The sequence below is a fragment of the Mesonia sediminis genome (assembly GCF_042684705.1).
GTDB lineage: Bacteria > Bacteroidota > Bacteroidia > Flavobacteriales > Flavobacteriaceae > Mesonia > Mesonia sediminis.
In genome coordinates this window covers 273,969-290,850 of sequence record NZ_JBHULZ010000041.1, presented here as the reverse complement: position 1 = coordinate 290,850, position 16,882 = coordinate 273,969, and the positions used below count along the sequence as shown (strand labels likewise).

Annotated in this window: 19 protein-coding genes; 4 read left to right on the top strand and 15 right to left on the bottom strand. The window is 36.8% G+C overall.

Annotated features, from left to right (window positions below; all coding sequences use genetic code 11):
- Positions 1-29: 29 nt before the first annotated feature.
- Genes ACFSQ0_RS09350 through ACFSQ0_RS09335 form a run of 4 tightly spaced genes read right to left on the bottom strand, consistent with a single transcriptional unit; the run spans position 30 to position 2,360 of the window.
- On the bottom strand, positions 30-716 hold the full coding sequence (locus tag ACFSQ0_RS09350; RefSeq protein WP_379047362.1) for a hypothetical protein: 687 nt from the start codon (positions 714-716) through the stop codon (positions 30-32).
- A complete protein-coding gene (locus ACFSQ0_RS09345; RefSeq protein ID WP_379047359.1) occupies positions 713-1,417 on the bottom strand; it encodes a hypothetical protein in 705 nt (234 codons plus the stop codon). The genes ACFSQ0_RS09350 and ACFSQ0_RS09345 overlap by 4 nt, the downstream gene beginning before the upstream one ends.
- Complete coding sequence (locus ACFSQ0_RS09340; protein ID WP_379047356.1) at positions 1,414-2,019, bottom strand: hypothetical protein; 606 nt, start codon at positions 2,017-2,019, stop codon at positions 1,414-1,416. Before ACFSQ0_RS09340 ends, ACFSQ0_RS09345 begins: the two co-directional genes overlap by 4 nt.
- Complete coding sequence (locus ACFSQ0_RS09335; protein WP_147861794.1) at positions 2,019-2,360, bottom strand: PadR family transcriptional regulator; 342 nt, start codon at positions 2,358-2,360, stop codon at positions 2,019-2,021. Before ACFSQ0_RS09335 ends, ACFSQ0_RS09340 begins: the two co-directional genes overlap by 1 nt.
- Before the next feature lie 130 nt (positions 2,361-2,490).
- Between ACFSQ0_RS09335 and ACFSQ0_RS09330 the strand changes: the two genes are divergently transcribed.
- Positions 2,491-3,543, top strand: coding sequence for a 2Fe-2S iron-sulfur cluster-binding protein (locus tag ACFSQ0_RS09330; protein ID WP_379047352.1), 1,053 nt, complete (start codon positions 2,491-2,493; stop codon positions 3,541-3,543).
- Positions 3,544-3,639: 96 nt separating this feature from the next.
- Here the strand turns inward: ACFSQ0_RS09330 and ACFSQ0_RS09325 are convergent, their stop codons facing one another.
- The 7 genes from ACFSQ0_RS09325 to ACFSQ0_RS09295 form a co-directional block, all read right to left on the bottom strand.
- Positions 3,640-3,855: a PLDc N-terminal domain-containing protein gene (locus tag ACFSQ0_RS09325; RefSeq protein ID WP_379047349.1), complete on the bottom strand. Its 216-nt coding sequence runs from the start codon at positions 3,853-3,855 to the stop codon at positions 3,640-3,642.
- 29 nt (positions 3,856-3,884) lie between these two features.
- Positions 3,885-4,061, bottom strand: a complete 177-nt coding sequence (locus ACFSQ0_RS09320) for a hypothetical protein (protein WP_379047346.1) — start codon at positions 4,059-4,061, stop codon at positions 3,885-3,887.
- A complete protein-coding gene (locus ACFSQ0_RS09315; RefSeq protein WP_379047343.1) occupies positions 4,061-5,104 on the bottom strand; it encodes a glycosyltransferase family 9 protein in 1,044 nt (347 codons plus the stop codon). The genes ACFSQ0_RS09320 and ACFSQ0_RS09315 overlap by 1 nt, the downstream gene beginning before the upstream one ends.
- Positions 5,105-5,152: 48 nt before the next feature.
- Positions 5,153-5,761 carry a DUF4254 domain-containing protein gene (locus ACFSQ0_RS09310; protein ID WP_379047340.1) on the bottom strand — a complete coding sequence of 203 codons (609 nt, stop codon included), beginning with the start codon at positions 5,759-5,761 and terminating at the stop codon, positions 5,153-5,155.
- A gap of 100 nt (positions 5,762-5,861) precedes the next feature.
- Positions 5,862-6,854: a DNA adenine methylase gene (locus ACFSQ0_RS09305; protein WP_379047337.1), complete on the bottom strand. Its 993-nt coding sequence runs from the start codon at positions 6,852-6,854 to the stop codon at positions 5,862-5,864.
- Positions 6,855-7,417: 563 nt separating this feature from the next.
- Positions 7,418-8,053 carry a hypothetical protein gene (locus ACFSQ0_RS09300; protein WP_379047334.1) on the bottom strand — a complete coding sequence of 212 codons (636 nt, stop codon included), beginning with the start codon at positions 8,051-8,053 and terminating at the stop codon, positions 7,418-7,420.
- Positions 8,050-8,970: a DUF6427 family protein gene (locus ACFSQ0_RS09295; RefSeq protein ID WP_379047331.1), complete on the bottom strand. Its 921-nt coding sequence runs from the start codon at positions 8,968-8,970 to the stop codon at positions 8,050-8,052. The genes ACFSQ0_RS09300 and ACFSQ0_RS09295 overlap by 4 nt, the downstream gene beginning before the upstream one ends.
- A 46-nt stretch (positions 8,971-9,016) precedes the next feature.
- Here ACFSQ0_RS09295 and ACFSQ0_RS09290 point away from each other — a divergent pair, with 46 nt between their 5' ends.
- Complete coding sequence (locus tag ACFSQ0_RS09290; RefSeq protein WP_379047329.1) at positions 9,017-9,262, top strand: DUF6341 family protein; 246 nt, start codon at positions 9,017-9,019, stop codon at positions 9,260-9,262.
- Here the strand turns inward: ACFSQ0_RS09290 and purD are convergent.
- Entirely contained in the window at positions 9,259-10,530 is a 1,272-nt protein-coding gene (gene purD, locus ACFSQ0_RS09285) for a phosphoribosylamine--glycine ligase (protein ID WP_379047326.1), read from the bottom strand. The genes ACFSQ0_RS09290 and purD overlap by 4 nt on opposite strands.
- A 79-nt stretch (positions 10,531-10,609) precedes the next feature.
- Here purD and ACFSQ0_RS09280 point away from each other — a divergent pair, with 79 nt between their 5' ends.
- On the top strand, positions 10,610-11,917 hold the full coding sequence (locus ACFSQ0_RS09280; protein WP_379047323.1) for a phenylacetate--CoA ligase family protein: 1,308 nt from the start codon (positions 10,610-10,612) through the stop codon (positions 11,915-11,917).
- Positions 11,914-13,080 carry a glycosyltransferase family 4 protein gene (locus tag ACFSQ0_RS09275; RefSeq protein WP_379047320.1) on the top strand — a complete coding sequence of 389 codons (1,167 nt, stop codon included), beginning with the start codon at positions 11,914-11,916 and terminating at the stop codon, positions 13,078-13,080. The genes ACFSQ0_RS09280 and ACFSQ0_RS09275 overlap by 4 nt, the downstream gene beginning before the upstream one ends.
- A 6-nt stretch (positions 13,081-13,086) precedes the next feature.
- On the opposite strand, the gene ACFSQ0_RS09270 is transcribed toward ACFSQ0_RS09275, so the two are convergent.
- The 3 genes from ACFSQ0_RS09270 to ACFSQ0_RS09260 are packed head-to-tail and all read right to left on the bottom strand — an operon-like array spanning position 13,087 to position 16,882.
- A complete protein-coding gene (locus ACFSQ0_RS09270) occupies positions 13,087-14,439 on the bottom strand; it encodes an undecaprenyl-phosphate glucose phosphotransferase (protein WP_379047317.1) in 1,353 nt (450 codons plus the stop codon).
- Between the two features lie 11 nt (positions 14,440-14,450).
- Positions 14,451-15,443 carry a UDP-glucuronic acid decarboxylase family protein gene (locus ACFSQ0_RS09265; RefSeq protein WP_379047314.1) on the bottom strand — a complete coding sequence of 331 codons (993 nt, stop codon included), beginning with the start codon at positions 15,441-15,443 and terminating at the stop codon, positions 14,451-14,453.
- A gap of 23 nt (positions 15,444-15,466) precedes the next feature.
- Entirely contained in the window at positions 15,467-16,882 is a 1,416-nt protein-coding gene (locus ACFSQ0_RS09260) for a UDP-glucose 6-dehydrogenase (protein WP_379047311.1), read from the bottom strand.

The window sequence follows — 16,882 nt, the reverse complement described above, 5'->3', positions numbered from 1 at the left end:
TATAAAATTTGTGATAATGTTACAATTTTCTAAACGATTTCTGGATAAACTTCGCGTAAGATTTTATTTTTCTGCTTGGGGATTATCACCAGAACAATATAATGCAATAAGGATACAAGACTTATAATTAGCGATGTTGCGAGAGCTACATATAAGTTAGAGAAAACCTGAGCATCTACAATCAGAAATTGATAAAACCATATGTAACTAAAAGACCCTATTTGTCCGCTTCTATTAATAATCACCTCTAGAAGCAATGGTTGCTTAGCGGATTGATTTTTCTTTAATTGACGTGAGCGTTTCCCTAGCAGAAAAACATATAAAAAGAATTCTAAGGCTAAAAAGGTGGCTACCCCGTAGAAACCATAAGGCAATTGAAAAAGCATGGTGAATATAAAGAGGAATAACGCCATACTAACCCAAACCTTTGGAATTTTACAAAATTGATAAACTTCATTCCTGATCAATTTCCAATATCGTTTGCTCATTTGTTTTTCGCGTTCTTCTACCACCTCTAGAAAGCCAAAAACCCCAAATTTCTTAAACTCTATATCTAAAGCCTGCTCGAAATCTAAGTCAGGATTTGCTGCCCATTGCGCTTCTATGCCATTGGCCAAATGATCAACGAGCTCGGTTTGCACATCGTAATATTCGACAAAGTGTGCTCGGGTAAACGCATAAAGCTGCTCGATATGTGTTGCACTTAGCTTCTTCATACCTTTTTCAAATTTAAAAGCGAACTAAGTTCAAGCGTATGTTTATTCGCTATTTTATACCAGTAAAAATGACGATAATACAACCAAAAAAAGAGCTGTATACTAACAATCCACCCTAATTGGGTCACCCATAGGCCAGAGAAAAAATTATAAGCCCCTATAATTCCAAATAACAAACTATGCAACCAACTGAATGCGCTTACACGATGGGTTAAAAGCACTTGTAAGCAGGCTAATTTATCTTGTTGCTTAACTAGTTTTTTATGTTGAATGATTTTATTTTGATTGTATAAAAACCCCAAAAAAGTAAACAATAATACTATAGGCACTAGCATTAATAACAATATATATTCTAACCAGTGTGTAAAAATTAAAGCAAAACCACTCAGCATAATGTTAAGCAGTAGTACGACCTTAATTTGCATAAATTTTAAAAAACCTTGTTGCTGTAGCTTATTGAATTTTTGCGTATAATGATTCTGGGTTTCCTGCACAATTTCGGCAAAACCCATCACCCCAAATTTCTTAAACTCTATATCTAAAGCCTGCTCGAAATCTAAGTCAGGGTTTGCTGCCCATTGCGCTTCTATTCCATTGGCCAAATGATCAACGAGCTCGGTTTGCACATCGTAATAATCGACAAAGTGTGCTCGGGTAAAGGCATAAAGCTGCTCGATATGTGCGGCACTTAGCTTTTTCATGATACGCTTTCTATAAATTTCATACGTTGCGTTTGTTGGTAGTAGAGATATAATCCTGAAACATTAAACCAAATATAAAAACCCAATAAGTAAAGGTTCCAATTGCTGGTATTAGAGTTGAAAAATTGAAGCGAAAAATAATCAAAAGCGAAGATTAGCATCATTAACTTATACTGATACAATGTTTTTTTACCGATGTTTTTTCTACCCCAGATCATCCAAAAAACAGAAAATAAAGCCAACAGTAATATCGGGAGAATCAGATACTGTTTTATGGTGTAATGTATCCCAAAATAACTAAACGCATAAACTACTGCGCTCACCAATATGACCCTTACGTTAAATGCCTTTTTTAATAACTGGCTTAAAATTAACCAAAAAGCACGCGTTTCAGATTTTTCATAACGCTTAAGCAAATCAGTTTTATGTTTGATCATGTAATTTTTAAAGTGGTTATAAAAATCGAATGAATCGCTTTCTTCTTCCGCTTCAAGCGCACTGGAAATATGATCTACATACTCTGCACGCACATCATCATAAAGCATCCCAGAATTCTTGAGGTAGCGGTCTATAAATTGTATTTGCTCTAAATTTAAAGGCATTAAGAACTCAATTTGGTTTTGGGCAATAGTAAAGCCTGCATGGTTGATAAGTATCGTTCTAATTCGGCTAATTTGCCAATACTTTCTTGAGTTCCTTTTTCGGTGAGTTTATAGTATTTTCGCAAACGATTATCCACCTTTTTCACCTCTATATCAAGTAAACCATCTGCTTCCAACTTATGCAAAGCCGGGTAAAGCGCTCCTTCTTTAATTTGCAATTCATCTTGTGTAAGTTGTTTTACTTTTTGAGTAATTTCATACCCATACATCTTGCCTTCATCGGCTAAGAGCTTTAAAATGATGGTTGACAAACTGCCTTTATATAGCTTAGAGTTACTCATAAAACCAATTAACTTGAATTACAAAAATATAAAATTATTACATACCTAAGTTACTTAGGTATAAAATTTTGATTGCTTTAGGTTTATTAAGCCAATGTATATTGTATTTTTACGGAAAAAATAGAATATCGTGAAAAACTTTCATTCGCTACCTGTAAAAGAAATCATTAGAGAAACACCCCGAGCCGTGAGTCTTGTTTTTGAGATTCCCGAAGCCTTAAAAAATGTTTTTTACTTTGAATCGGGGCAATACATCACCATAAAAAAAGAGTTTGATGGGCAAGAGATTAGAAGGTCCTACTCTATTGCCTCTGTGCCCGGGAGAGATTATATTAAGGTGAGTGTAAAAGAAGTAGCCGGCGGTTTATTTTCTACTTATGCCAACAGAGAACTTCAAGAAGGTGATGTGTTAGATGTTTTTCCGCCAGAAGGTAAATTTGTCTACCATCCCCCTACCGATGATAAACCAAACGAGTATGCTGCTTTTGTCGCTGGAAGCGGAATTACTCCCGTTATTTCTATTTTAAAGAGTGTACTTAAAAAAGAAGCTCACAGTAAGTTTGTGTTGGTTTACGGGAATAAAACCCCGCAAGAAACCATCTATTTTAAAGAGCTGTTGGCCATTCAGCAAGAGTTCCCCGATCGGGTTTTTATCGAGTTTGTTTACAGTCAAGCCAAAGACAAAGATTCATTTTTTGGTCGAATAGAACGCAGTACCGTTAATTACATACTGAATAACAAATTTAAAAACCACCAGTTTAAAGATATTTATCTGTGTGGTCCAGAGCCCATGATCGATTTGGTTAAAGGCGTCTTATTAGAACATGAAATTGAAGAAGAACGCATTCATTTTGAACTCTTTACCTCTACCGAAACCGGTGAAATTGAAGCCAACTTAGAAGGTAAAACCAAAATAAAGGTTATTGTAGATGATGAGGAGTTTGAGTTTGAAATGGACCAAAAAGAAAGTATTCTCGATGCCGCTTTAGATGAAGATATCGATGCGCCTTATTCTTGCCAAGGTGGAATTTGTAGTAGTTGCATCGCACGAATAAAAGAAGGAAAGGCAGAAATGATGAAAAATCAAATTCTCACCGATGAAGAAATCGAAGAAGGCCTTACCTTAACTTGTCAAGCCCACCCTACCACAGCCAAAATCATTATAGATTTTGATGATGTTTAATAGTGGTGATTAAATCATAAAAATGAGGCTACCTAAAAGAAGGTAGCCTATTTTTTATGATTCAAATTGATGTTCGGTGTTCATTTCTTGCCGCTTTTATGCTTCAAGAGGTTTAGCCTTCTTATTTAAAGCCAAATTGCCAAAATAAATAAGGCTTCCTAAAATAGGAAACATCAGCGCCACCAAAACCCAAAGTACTTTAGCAATACTATTCTTTTCGTTTTTAAGAATAAAATATAAACTAACTCCAAGACAGAATACATAGAAAAGTAAAAAAAGTGAAATTGTTGTTGAAGAAATTATATTCATCATTGTTTATTTTAAAATATCAACATACATTATTAGAGTAAAACACGATAAAATTTCGCAATTACATAGAGAACAAATACTACGCTTATGATAGTCAAGCGTCGTTTTTGATTGGCATCTAATTCTTTATAACGCCAAAGGTTAAAGGCGATGTAAAGTACAGAAATGCCAATTATTAAATAGGTTAAAATTGGGTTTGAAAAATCCATTAGTTTAGCTTTACCACTTGGTGCAGTGTTTTAATTAATTGGTTTTGATCAATACCGTGCATGACCTGCTCATAGCCCGGCAATATTTTATTTCCGTAAATAGATGTAGGCAAGAGCGGATACTTTTTTAAGCTAGGAGTAAACTGAAGTTGCTCAGTTTGTTTAAATGGTGCAAATCCGGCGAAAGGATGAGTAGCGCCCCAAAGCGTGATTACTGGCACTTGATAGAGCGCTGCTAAATGACCATTACCACTATCCATCGCAAGCATAGCATCTAAATGCGCTATAATGGCTAATTCTTCGGTAAAAACCTGTTTTCCTGCCAAATTTATTGTGTTTGGTATTTCTTTTTCCCATTGGTCAAGTTGCTCAATTTCCTTCTTACCCCCTCCAAAAAGTAAAACGCTAAACCGATTGGTTTTTGCTATTTTAAGCAATAATTCACGCATTAAATGTATAGGGTACATCTTGGCCTGGTGAGCTGCAAATGGAGCCACACCAATCACCTTTTTATCGCTTTCGCTGAAATATTCTTGTGCAGCAGCAGATAGACTTGGTTTTATTACTGGTAAATCGGTATTTAAGTCGATAGGGAAACCCAGATCTGCAAAAACATCGGCATAACGCTGATGCGTTGTTTTTAGGGGCTTAATCTGTTTTTCTTGGTGTTGGGTTAGCTTTTTCTTCTCTGCCCTGCCTTTATCAATTCTAGCTACTTTTATTCCGTAAGTTTTTAAAAAAAAACCTATAATCTGCGTTCGCAGTACTTGGTGTAAATCGGCTACAGCATAAGGCTTAAGCTCTTTTAACTGCTTAGCCAAACGTCTCAAACCTAAAATACCTTTGTGCTCTTGCTCAACTTTTGCAGCAATAACTTGTGTACGCGGCAGCTGATTAAAAATTGGGGCAAAAAAGCTTTTAGTAACCACGCTAAGTCTTACCTCTGGGTACTGCTGCAGCAATCTACCCAAAACCGGCACACTCATAGCAACATCTCCCATGGCCGAAAGCCGCAAAACCAATATATGCTTTTCTTTGCTCAAAATATTTTTTGTAGAACTGATTAAATCCGTGAAAACGGAATTGCAGCTTTACTTTTTACCGCGCAAGACCGGGTTTAACTCCTCGTCATTGTACATTTTCATTTGTTTGTATACCTTCATATACTTGTCGCCTTTTTCGATATCAGTCAAAAGTTGGTTGATGGCTGTAGACAAATCTACCCGTTGCTCTAGAAGCACATCTAATTTTGCCTTACAAGCCATTTGATGCTCTTGTGAAGCGTCTGTACGATTAGCTTCCTCATTCATATGATAAATTTTTAAGGCTAAAATAGACAAGCGATCTACACCCCAAGCCGGACTCTCGGTATTAATCGTGGCATCTGGTTTAGGGGTTACTTCCTTGTATTTTTCTAAGAAGTAAGAATCGATATACTCTACCATATCGGTACGATCTTGGTTAGAGGCATCTATTTGTCTTTTTAGTTTTAAGGCAGAAACGGGGTCAATTTCCGGATCGCGAATAATGTCTTCATAATGCCACTGTACCGTATCTATCCAACATTTGCGGTATAACAAATGTGCTAGCAAATCCTCTTTTTCATCATATGGGTTGGCAAATGGTTGATCTACAGTATTTATCTCGTGGTATTTCTCTATAACTTCCTGAAAAATAGCGTTGGCTTTGTCTGAAAACATATTCTAAGTTTTTACTTTTATTAAAAGCGCAAAAATACGCAATATTTAACAAACCTACTGCTATTTTAATGAAAAGCCCCTACCGCCAATTTATCAGGATTTATTTTATCAAAATATGCAGGTATTCTTCAGTTGCGGTAGCTTTATGATTTCTGTTTTGCGTTTTATCGGCTTTAAAGCGTTGGTATTGTTTGGCAACCAAACGATAGGTGCCGTACTTTTGCATAATCTCTTTTACCTGATCGCTGGGCATAAGGCCTTCATTATTATAACTTAAAAAGATGTAGTTGAAGTTGGCTTGTGCTATTAAGGCTTCAAACTCTTGCGCTACCTTTGATTTCTTACAGTAATTCGATTTGTAGTATTCTCGTAGCCCGGTCTTGCCTTTCGGCTCAAAGCGATCATAGCGAGCAATGGTGTTAAGCAAGTGGTAATTGGCCCCATATTGCCGCGCATTATAAGGCGGATCTAAATACAAAATATCGCCAGAAATTCGCTTAATCAAAACATTGGCATCTTCTTGAAATACCAGATGTTGCCGGGTTGTTTTATCAAAATCTGCTGGTTCTAGAACCAAAGGCTTGGCAGCCGATTTTTTAATTTTTTTGAGAAAAGCACCATACACCGATGCCGTATTGGCTACTTTATCTGCACTTTCTAGCAAACTCGCTAATAAAAAGAAATAGGTAGAAGCATCTAATTGCGACTCTAATTGCTGAAGTTGCAGCCGCATACCATCTATTTTTTGTGCGTTTGACTGCGTAAAAAACAACCGATTACCCGAACCACTTTCTCCATATTCTTCGGCAATAAATCCATTTACTGGAGTCGCCTGCTGTAAGCTTTCAATTAGTTCACGCTTTCGCGGAATTTCTTGATGGTTGCCAATATAATTTTGCAGCAAAACATAGCTGTAATATTCTACATCATTGGCAATAATTTGTTTTACCAAAGGTTTAAAGCTACGTCCTACCCTTCCTGTACCCGCAAACAAATCGCAGAGTATCATATCATCTATTGGACCTTCAACTGTATTTTTAACCTGCTCTACTATCCAAGCAGAGAGTCTATTTTTAGAACCGATGTAATTCACGCATCAAAAATTTAAATGCAAAAATACCCGATCAATTCTAAAACTTGGGTTTAAACCAGAAATTGTTTTGTTTAATCTTAATGCCCTACCCAGTTCAAATTCGGAATCATATTATTTAACTAATTGTAGTTGAACTATTTTCTTCAAATAGAATTTTTACCATTTGTTGTTTGAGGAAACTGCTTGAATTACCAAATAATGGTATGGTTGCTATTTTGCTGGATATTTAAAGCCAGCAGACAACATACCAACTACTAAGAAAACCCGTACTGAGTCCACAGTGAGTCCACAGTGAGACCTACCATGAGTCCACTAAATAGTGGAAAAAGGTACATTCGCCATAGATTCAATATAGAATGAGCCTTGAGCCAGTACGGCTTTAGTATTGGTTTGACTGGGAGTATGTATATTTAAACACTAAATTAGTAATACAGATGCTTCAGATATTTTTTTGCTAATAAAAAAACAGCATTGCTAAGGTAAGTTTTAGCAGGTTACTCGCTGAAAAACTAAATTCGGTAAGCGCTACACTCTACCTATTTGGCTCTAGCCTATGGGATAGTTTATTCCGTAACCCAAATAATATCGGACCAAGCTTTATGGTTTTCCAGGTCTACCAATACTAAGTTCTCTTTTGAGAATGTACTTAAGTACTTAAAAACTGCTTTTTTAAGTTTAGGTAAATCAGCTTTGAGTTTCCAGTGTTCACCATCTTGATTATGCACTACTATAAACAATCGGTTGGCAAGATGTTTTCGCTGTTGCTGACTTTGATTTTGGTACAGCCAATAAATTAAATCTGCTTTATGCTTTTGGGCGTAATACAAGGTAGATTTGTATTTTTTAGGAAAAATACTGGTTTTGTGGTCAAAATCTATTCCGTAAAGGCTAAAATCGACCAATCTGTTTTTGTGATTTAATGCTGGAACTACAAATTCTGATTGGCAAAATAAGCGTTCTACTAGCATTGCACTCCAGAAATTATACCAGCGATTAGCGGCGTAGTAAAACAACTCGCGCTTATCCACCTCATAAGCGTCTACACTAAGTTTTATAAGCTCTATAAGCTCCTGCCAAACTGGTGTTTTATAAATAAAATTAGTCATGGCGTCCCAGTGGTCATTTTGTTTGCGTAACCACTGGTAGGGGTAATCCCATCGATTTTTTAACTGCTCGGCAATGAAAGCCTCGTCGATCATATAAAGAAATTATAAGCCAAGCCTAATATAGTTAAAAAAAGGAGCACACTTTCACTTTTCCACTTGGTTTTTGTTTGGGTAACCCAAATTGATGCCATTAAAACCAAGGGTAAAAACAAATAAATAAAGTTCTGGATAAGAAATTGCTCTTGGAAAACCGCTATAAATCCACCAAACATCAAAAGCAATAAGACCAATCGATAATATATTTTTTGACTACTCTGACTCTTCTGTATGGCAGCGAGCAGGCCAAAAAATCCTAGCAATAGTAAAAAACCCATCAAACCCAGTGGAAAGATAAAGTTTAAATCATTCTTCCACTCAAAATTGATAGTCCATTCCGGCCACAATAGCAATCGGGTATCATCATACCCCAACAAAGAAATGGCCAATACAATTAGCCAGACCGCTAAGCAAGCCAAGATTGGAATAAAATAATGGGTAATTTGATTCGGACTAAAAAACAGAATACTCAAATAAGCAAAAAGTAAATAAACATAAAGCTGTGGATTAAAAGTTGCCGCAATGACTAGAAAAAATGACAAATCGAATAGCTTCTTACCAAAATGCTGCACATCTTGCATGCCAAATAAAATACGTAAAGCAATCATCCAAAAACCATAAGCCAGTAAAGCTTGATGATCGTTAAAGATGGGATAAAAACAGGCTATCCCGAGTACAAAAATAAGTACGGCGTAGGTGTTTTTTTGTGCAAATGCCTTGGTTTTCACCACTGCATTCAGGTATAAAAAAGCAACTACCAATCCTAAAAAACCAACTACTGGCAATAAATAGTTCAGCCAGGTTTGGCTTCCCTCCATTTCATGTTTTTGTGCTGCTAAATATTGCCCCAAAAGCAACACCAATAAAACCAGAAAGTTTATGGGTTTAGAATTTTTAAAAAAGCTTGTTAACATGGCTAATTTTAGTACTTTTGTATAAAGTAATACAACAATTTTTACGATGAAAGATTTTTTTCAATTTATAGCTTCTTTATTTGAAGACGTATTGTTTCTTCCTTTTTATGCTTTAGCCGATTTAGAATTAGAAAATTGGTTTTTAGCGAATGGAGTAAACTGGTTATTTATGCTTATAGCCGCCGTGGCCTTTGGTTACTGGATGATGCAATTAAAGAAATTTAACCAAAATGATACCGAAGACCGCAGCGTTAAAGCGCATTCTTTTTTAGGAAAAGACGCTCAATATTAATTGAGGTCTTTCCCTAAATCTTTTCTATAATACATCTTATCAAAGTGTAGTTTTTGTGCACTTTGGTAAGATTTTTTTAGTGCTGCATTAAAGTTCTCTCCAAATGAAGTTAAAGCGATCACGCGGCCACCATTGGTTTGCAGTTCATCTTTGCTCATTTTAGTGCCGGCGTGAAATACAATTGATTCTTTTACCTCATCAATTCCTGTAATTACTTTTCCTTTTTCATAAGCTTCGGGATACCCACCTGAAACCAGCATAACCGTAGCTGCTGTATCTGGGTTCACCTCTAATTCAATATCTTTTAATTCTTGCTTAGCGGCAGCTTGCAACAACTCAACAAGATCTGTGTTTATTCGGGGGAGTACCACTTCGGTTTCGGGATCACCCATACGCACATTATATTCAATTACAAAAGGCTCATCTCCTACTTTTATTAGTCCTATAAAAATAAAACCTGTATAGGCTATGTTTTCTTTCTTAATACCTTCTACGGTTGGTTTAACAATACGCTCTTCTATTTTTTGCATAAAAGCATCATCGGCAAAAGGAACAGGAGAAATAGCTCCCATACCACCGGTATTAAGACCAGTATCTCCTTCTCCAATACGCTTATAATCTTTTGCAGTAGGCAATATTTTATAATCTTTACCATCTGTCAAAACAAACACACTTAATTCTATACCCGACAGAAATTCTTCAATAACCACGGTTTCACTAGCTTGCCCAAACTTACCACTTAACATGTTCTCTAGTTCATCTTGAGCATCTTGCAAATCGTCTAAAATCAAAACTCCCTTACCAGCTGCTAAACCATCTGCTTTTAAAACATAAGGCGCATCCAATTCGGTTAAAAACTGCTTCCCTGCCGCCAGGCTTTCACTTGTAAAGCTTTGGTAAGCTGCGGTGGGTATATTGTGCATAGCCATAAACTCTTTGGCGCGTTCTTTACTCCCCTCCAATAGAGCTCCTTTTTTTGACGGACCCACAAAAAGAATATCGCGCAAAGCCGTATCTTCTTTAAAGAAGTCATAAATACCATTTACCAATGGGTCTTCTGGTCCAACAACGACCAACTGAATGTCTTTGCTTAAAACCAAATCTTTAACCGCTTCAAAATCATTTACATTTAAGGCAACATTGGTAGCAATTTTGGCTGTTCCGGCGTTTCCTGGTGCGACGAAAAGCTGATCGCATAATTTGCTTTTTGCTATTTGATATGCAAACGCGTGCTCCCTTCCTCCAGAACCAATTATTAAAATATTCATTTTGTTTGTTTTTGTGTGTGGCATCAAAAATAATTGTTTGTAAATTGACGCCCTAATGTTTTTCTAAAAAATAAGTAGTTTGAACTGGTTTGACGCCATATTAAAAGTTAAAGGATTTCCAATTGAGCAGGCTCAAAAACACTTAAATTATATTCAGTCTATACCAGAAGAAGAGTACGAATCATTTCTTGAAAAGCAAAAACAAGCTATTTTAAAGTATCATCTACAACATACTCCTTTTTATCAAGAACACACTGCTAGGCACAAGATAAATCGATGGGAAGATGTGCCCATTTTAACCAAAACCGATTTACAACGCCCACTAAAAGAGCGACTTAGCACAGCCTATACCACCAGAAATGTATACATCAATAAAACCTCAGGATCTAGTGGCCATCCCTTTGTTTTTGCTAAAGATAAATTTTGTCATGCTATGACTTGGGCAATTATTTTTAATCGTTTTGGTTGGTTTGGTCTAGATTTTAATACATCGTTACAAGCCCGTTTTTACGGCATTCCTTTGGAGAAAATGGGATATTATAAAGAGCGTATTAAAGACAAGTTCGCCAATCGCTACCGCTTTCCTATTTTCGATTTAAACGAAGAGAAGTTAGCTGAATTTCTTGCAAAGTTTTATAGCAAAGCATTTGATTATATTAACGGTTACACTAGCTCTATCGAACTGTTTGCAAAATACCTAGCAAAAAAAAATATCGTATTAAAAAAGGTTTGTCCCAGTTTAAAAGTGTGCATTGTTACCAGTGAAATGCTTTTTCCCGAAACCAAGCAATTACTGGAGAATCAATTTGGTGTACCCGTAGTGAACGAATATGGTGCTAGCGAACTCGATTTAATAGCTTTTCAAAACCAGGAGTCACAATGGGTGTTAAACACCGAAACGCTGTATATTGAAATTGTAGATGAAAATGGTGCCATTTTACCTCCAGGCCAAGAAGGACGCATTATTGTAAGTTCATTATTCAATAAGGCCCACCCGTTCATCAGGTACGATTTAGGCGATATTGGTGTGCTTTCACCAAAAAGCAATGCTAAAAAAGCTTATTTAGAACGTCTAGTAGGACGAACAAATGATATTGCCCGTTTGCCAAGTGGTAAAGTGGTACCCGGACTCACATTTTATTATGTAACCAAAAGTATAATTGAAGACGATACCAATGTAAAGGAATTTGTTATACAGCAAACCCACCCCGATACCTTTGAAATTACCTATGCCGCTGTTGCGGATATTTCTATTGAAAAACAAAATCAAATCAAGCAAGCCGTCGAAAAATACTTGGAAAAAGGACTCCGCCTTAATTTAAAACGCGTAAAATTCTTAAAACGAAAAAAAAGCGGCAAATTAAAGCAATTTGAATCTTTGGTATGAAAGCAATAACCCTTATCACCAATTATTTTCCGCCAGAAACTGGTGCGGCTTCCAATCGGATAGCCCAACTAGCTCTCGGGCTTCAAAAAAGGGGCTATTCTGTACGGGTTATTTGTCCGCTTCCTAATTATCCAAAAGGTAGAATCTTTGAAGGTTATAGAGGAAAATTAATGCACACCGAGCATTATGAAGGTATACACGTTACCCGATTGTATATTTTCCCGAGCAATTCCAATCGAAAGTTTAAACGGCTTTTCGCTATGCTTTCTTTTTCATTTAGCTTAGGAGTTTATAGGCTTCTACATTCAGGAAAGTTTGCTCAAAAAATTATTATTCAAAGTCCGCCGCTGATTCTATCGGCATCGGCATTGTTTTTCTTTAATCGGAACAAACGTAAGTTGATTTTAAATGTTTCTGATCTTTGGCCTAGTGCAGGTCTAGAATTGGGTGCTCTTCAAAAAGGCCGAATGTATACATTACTAGAGCGTTTAGAGCGCTATATTTACAAGAAAGCGCACCTGGTTTTAGGGCAATCAAAAGAAATTATTGCGCGAGTGCTTGAGGTAAACCCAAAACAGCAAACCTTTTTATACCGCAATTTACCACAAGCTAGTCGGTTGAATTTTGATAGCGATGAATCGGATGTCGAACAACCCATAAAACTTGTTTACGCAGGATTGCTGGGGATTGCACAAGGGATTGTAAAACTTTGCAAAAATATTGAGCTGGGTAATCACGAATTGCATATTTATGGTGCCGGTGCAGAGCAGCAGGCTTTGCAAGATTATTTAATAAATAGCGACAAACCTATCTTTTACCACGGTGAGGTATCTCGCAAGCATTTATTAAAGCAACTTGGCAGTTATGATTTAGCCATTGTGCCGCTTACCCGTGCCATTTATGGCTCTACACCTAGTAAAATTTATGAAATGGCATTAGGCGGTCTACCTATGCTTTATTTTGCCGGTGGCGAAGGAGAGCAGGTGGTGCAAGACTATCAATTGGGTTATGTGGTTGAGCCGGGAGACTTTCAAGCATTAAATCGCTTACTTGTAGATTTAAAAAAGAATGAGCTTAAACAAATGAGTGAAAAAATCCGCGAAAGCGCCGCTCAACATTTTAACCTAGAGCTTCAACTGGATGCGCTAGTTCAACTATTATAAGCTTATTTAGTAGGCTTTATCTTCACCTCGAATAGCATTATAAACCGTTTGAAAAATAATCTTAAGATCTAATAAAAGTGACCAATTTTCTAGATAAAAAATATCATATCTCACACGGTTAATGATATCGTTCTCGGTTTCTACTTCACCTCTAAAACCACTGGTTTGAGCCAAGCCTGTTATACCTGGCTTTATAAAGTGTCTCACCATAAATTTATCTATTCGCTCTGCATACATATGCGTATGGCTCACCATATGAGGACGTGGTCCCACTACAGACATATCGCCTAAAAGCACATTGTAGAACTGGGGCAGTTCATCCATACTGGTTTTTCGTAAAAACTTACCCACCCTCGTAATGCGTTTATCACCGCGTTTTACCTGATGTAAATCGGCTTGCGGATTTTCACGCATCGACCTGAATTTATAACAGTTAAACTCTTTATAGTTAAGTCCGTTGCGTTTTTGCCTAAAAAACACTGGTCCTTTTGAGCCTAACTTGATAAAAATGGCTAAAATAGGCGTTAACCAAGACAGTAAAAAAACGATTACGAAAAGAGAAAAAACAATATCGAAAACACGTTTTAAAAGTTGGTTAAAGGGTTCTTGTAATGGAATGTCACGTAATGACAGGATGGGCAAATACCCATAATAATCCATTTTTAATTGACGGGTATAGACGTCTTTATTATCGGGTAAAAATTTTAGCTGTTTTAAATTGTTATCGGCAAAATCTATCAACTCATTGATTTGTTGATTACTTAAAGAGGTTACCGAACAGTAAATCTCATCGATCTTATTGTCGATAATAAATTTTAAACATTTTTCAAACGAGTTGTCTTTTTCTTGAATAGGTAGCAGTCCTTTACAATGGTAGCCATAAGAAGGATTGGATGTAAAGAATTTCTTTAAGGCTTGTGTATGCTTATTTTTACCAAGAATTACAGTGGTTCTATAATTGCCACCTAAAAATTTTCGGTAACGTTTAAGCAAGTAAAAAACCAGTAATTTTACGCTTATGATACTAAGATATAAGCAAGCTAGATACTCAAAAATTATCATTCTTGGTCTGGAAAGGTCTTCAAAAAAACCAAAAAAGGAAAAAACAATTAGAGAAAATAAACCAATTTGCACCAATGATTTGGAGAGTATTCGAAAACCCTTTGTAAAACGGTAGACTTCATAAAAACCTGTATTTACAGATAATAGCAGCCACCCCACCGAAACAAATAGCGTAAAGTTTAAAAAATCAATCGCTTGAAATTTAAAAATCAAGGCAAAGACCAAAATAAACCCCACATCAATAATATAGGTTAGTGGCCTTAAATAAGGTGAATATCTGCCTTGCCTTTTATTCATTTTTTATACCTTTATTTACGAATATGTTTAGCAAAATCTTTGTGTTCTTTTTTGGTGAGTTCATCTTGCGACAAACCTTTGAAGAAATCATAGGTAATCTTCATTCCTTCGGCTCGATTTACCTGTGGCTCCCAACCTAATATTTTCTTCGCACAGCTTATATCGGGTTGGCGTTGCATGGGATCATCTTGAGGTAATTCTTTATAAATTACTTTTTGTTTAGTGCCGGTGAGTTTAATAATCTCTTCGGCAAAATCTTTAATGCTTATTTCGTGTGGATTACCAATATTAACGGGGTATACATAATCGCTTAGCAACAACCTATAAATTCCTTCTATTTGATCGCTTACATAGCAAAATGAACGCGTTTGCGAACCATCGCCAAAAACAGTGAGATCTTCTCCTCGTAGGGCTTGACCAATAAAAGCAGGAATTACTCTACCATCGTTGAGTCGCATTCGCGGACCATAGGTATTAAATATTCTTACAATACGCGTTTCTAGTCCGTGAAAACGGTGATAAGCCATTGTAATTGACTCTTGAAAACGCTTGGCTTCGTCATACACCCCACGCGGACCAATGGTGCTAACATTACCATAATAAGACTCGTTTTGCGGATGTACCAACGGGTCGCCATAAACTTCTGAGGTACTGGCAATTAATATTCTTGCTTTTTTCTCTTTAGCTAAGCCTAATAAATTATGCGTACCCAAAGAACCTACTTTAAGGGTTTGTATGGGAATTTTAAGGTAATCTATGGGGCTAGCCGGACTAGCAAAGTGTAAAATATAATCTAAGTTTCCTGGAACGTGCACAAACTTGGTAACATCGTGATGATAAAACTCAAATTGCTCTAAATGAAACAGGTGTTCTATATTCTTTAGATCGCCAGTAATCAAGTTATCCATTGCTATGACGTGAAAGTCTTCTTGGATAAACTTATCGCATAAATGCGAACCTAAAAATCCAGCTGCACCGGTAATTAATACTCTTTGCTTTGGCATAATTGTTTGCTTAAAAGTCTATTTTATAATTGTTTCGCGCTACTCCCTATCTGGTAGCATACAAAACCAATTTTTTCTAATTCTTCAAGGTTTAAAATTCCTCTACCGTCAAATATAAAAGCAGGTTTTTGCATTTGGTCATAAATTTTTTGCCAATCGTATGTTTTAAATTCGTCCCACTCGGTTAAAATAGCAATAGCATGGGCGTCTTTACAAGCCTCATACGGATTTTGATGAACTGTTAGACCGGCTTGATTGGCGGCACTAGGTCTTGTATTTAAGTAATCTAAATCGGTATACATTTGCTGGGTTTGCACCTTGGGGTCGTACACTGCTATTTGTGCTTGCTCATTAAGAAGCTCATCGGCCACATAGATGGCGGCAGACTCTCTAGTATCGTTGGTATCTTTTTTAAACGCCCAGCCCAAAAAAGCTATCTTTTTACCTGATACCGTATTGAATAATGTACTGATGATATTGTGGGCAAACCTTCTTTTTTGATGATCGTTCATAAGAATTACTTGCTCCCAGTAATCGGCTACTTCGTTTAAGCCGTAGGTTTTTGCAATATAAACCAAGTTTAAAATATCTTTTTGAAAGCAAGACCCGCCAAAACCTACCGAGGCTTTTAAGAATTTTGCACCAATGCGAGAATCCATACCAATGGCACGTGCCACTTCATTAACATCGGCTTCGGTCTTTTCGCAAAGCTCAGACATGGCATTGATAGAAGAAACGCGTTGCGCCAAGAACGCATTGGCGGTAAGTTTAGAAAGCTCAGACGACCATACGTTGGTGGTTAAGATGCGCTCTTGAGGCACCCACTGCCCGTAAACACTAACCAAAGCTTCGATGGCTTCTTTACCTGCATCGGTGGTATTGTCTCCGCCAATGAGCACACGATCTGGGTTTAATAAATCGCTTACAGCGGTACCTTCGGCTAAAAATTCTGGGTTGGATAAGATTTGAAACTTAACCGAGCTACCGTTACCCGTATTGTCTAAGATACTTTTTATAGCCGATGCTGTTCTCACGGGTAAGGTTGATTTTTCTACCACAATTTTATCTGATGTAGCTACGCGAGCAATTTGGCGTGCACAAAGCTCGATATACTTTAAATCGGCTGCCATACCTTTACCTTTACCATAAGTTTTGGTAGGGGTATTTACCGAAATAAAAATCATATCCGCGGCAGCGATGGCCTCATCTACCTGAGTAGAAAAAAAGAGGTTTTTGCCTCTAGCTTGTGCTACAATTTCATCTAATCCTGGCTCGTATACCGGCAATTTGCTCAAATCTTCATCATTCCAAGCGGCTATTCTTTGTTCATTAATATCTACTACAGTAACCTTTATAGCTGGACATTTTTGTGCGATTACGGCCATAGTTGGCCCTCCTACATAACCCGCACCTATACAGCAAATATTTTTGATTTTCAT

Bases quoted from the DNA above. Each gene is read 5' to 3' on its own strand.
- ACFSQ0_RS09345 (WP_379047359.1), bottom strand. From the start codon at position 1,417: ATGAAAAAGCTAAGTGCCGCACATATCGAGCAGCTTTATGCCTTTACC.
- ACFSQ0_RS09295 (WP_379047331.1), bottom strand. From the start codon at position 8,970: ATGTTAACAAGCTTTTTTAAAAATTCTAAACCCATAAACTTTCTGGTT.
- ACFSQ0_RS09335 (WP_147861794.1), bottom strand. From the start codon at position 2,360: ATGAGTAACTCTAAGCTATATAAAGGCAGTTTGTCAACCATCATTTTA.
- ACFSQ0_RS09270 (WP_379047317.1), bottom strand. From the start codon at position 14,439: ATGAATAAAAGGCAAGGCAGATATTCACCTTATTTAAGGCCACTAACC.
- ACFSQ0_RS09265 (WP_379047314.1), bottom strand. From the start codon at position 15,443: ATGCCAAAGCAAAGAGTATTAATTACCGGTGCAGCTGGATTTTTAGGT.
- ACFSQ0_RS09350 (WP_379047362.1), bottom strand. From the start codon at position 716: ATGAAGAAGCTAAGTGCAACACATATCGAGCAGCTTTATGCGTTTACC.
- ACFSQ0_RS09340 (WP_379047356.1), bottom strand. From the start codon at position 2,019: ATGCCTTTAAATTTAGAGCAAATACAATTTATAGACCGCTACCTCAAG.
- ACFSQ0_RS09275 (WP_379047320.1), top strand. From the start codon at position 11,914: ATGAAAGCAATAACCCTTATCACCAATTATTTTCCGCCAGAAACTGGT.
- purD (WP_379047326.1), bottom strand. From the start codon at position 10,530: ATGAATATTTTAATAATTGGTTCTGGAGGAAGGGAGCACGCGTTTGCA.
- ACFSQ0_RS09260 (WP_379047311.1), bottom strand. From the start codon at position 16,882: ATGAAAATCAAAAATATTTGCTGTATAGGTGCGGGTTATGTAGGAGGG.
- ACFSQ0_RS09300 (WP_379047334.1), bottom strand. From the start codon at position 8,053: ATGATCGACGAGGCTTTCATTGCCGAGCAGTTAAAAAATCGATGGGAT.
- ACFSQ0_RS09290 (WP_379047329.1), top strand. From the start codon at position 9,017: ATGAAAGATTTTTTTCAATTTATAGCTTCTTTATTTGAAGACGTATTG.
- ACFSQ0_RS09310 (WP_379047340.1), bottom strand. From the start codon at position 5,761: ATGTTTTCAGACAAAGCCAACGCTATTTTTCAGGAAGTTATAGAGAAA.
- ACFSQ0_RS09325 (WP_379047349.1), bottom strand. From the start codon at position 3,855: ATGATGAATATAATTTCTTCAACAACAATTTCACTTTTTTTACTTTTC.
- ACFSQ0_RS09320 (WP_379047346.1), bottom strand. From the start codon at position 4,061: ATGGATTTTTCAAACCCAATTTTAACCTATTTAATAATTGGCATTTCT.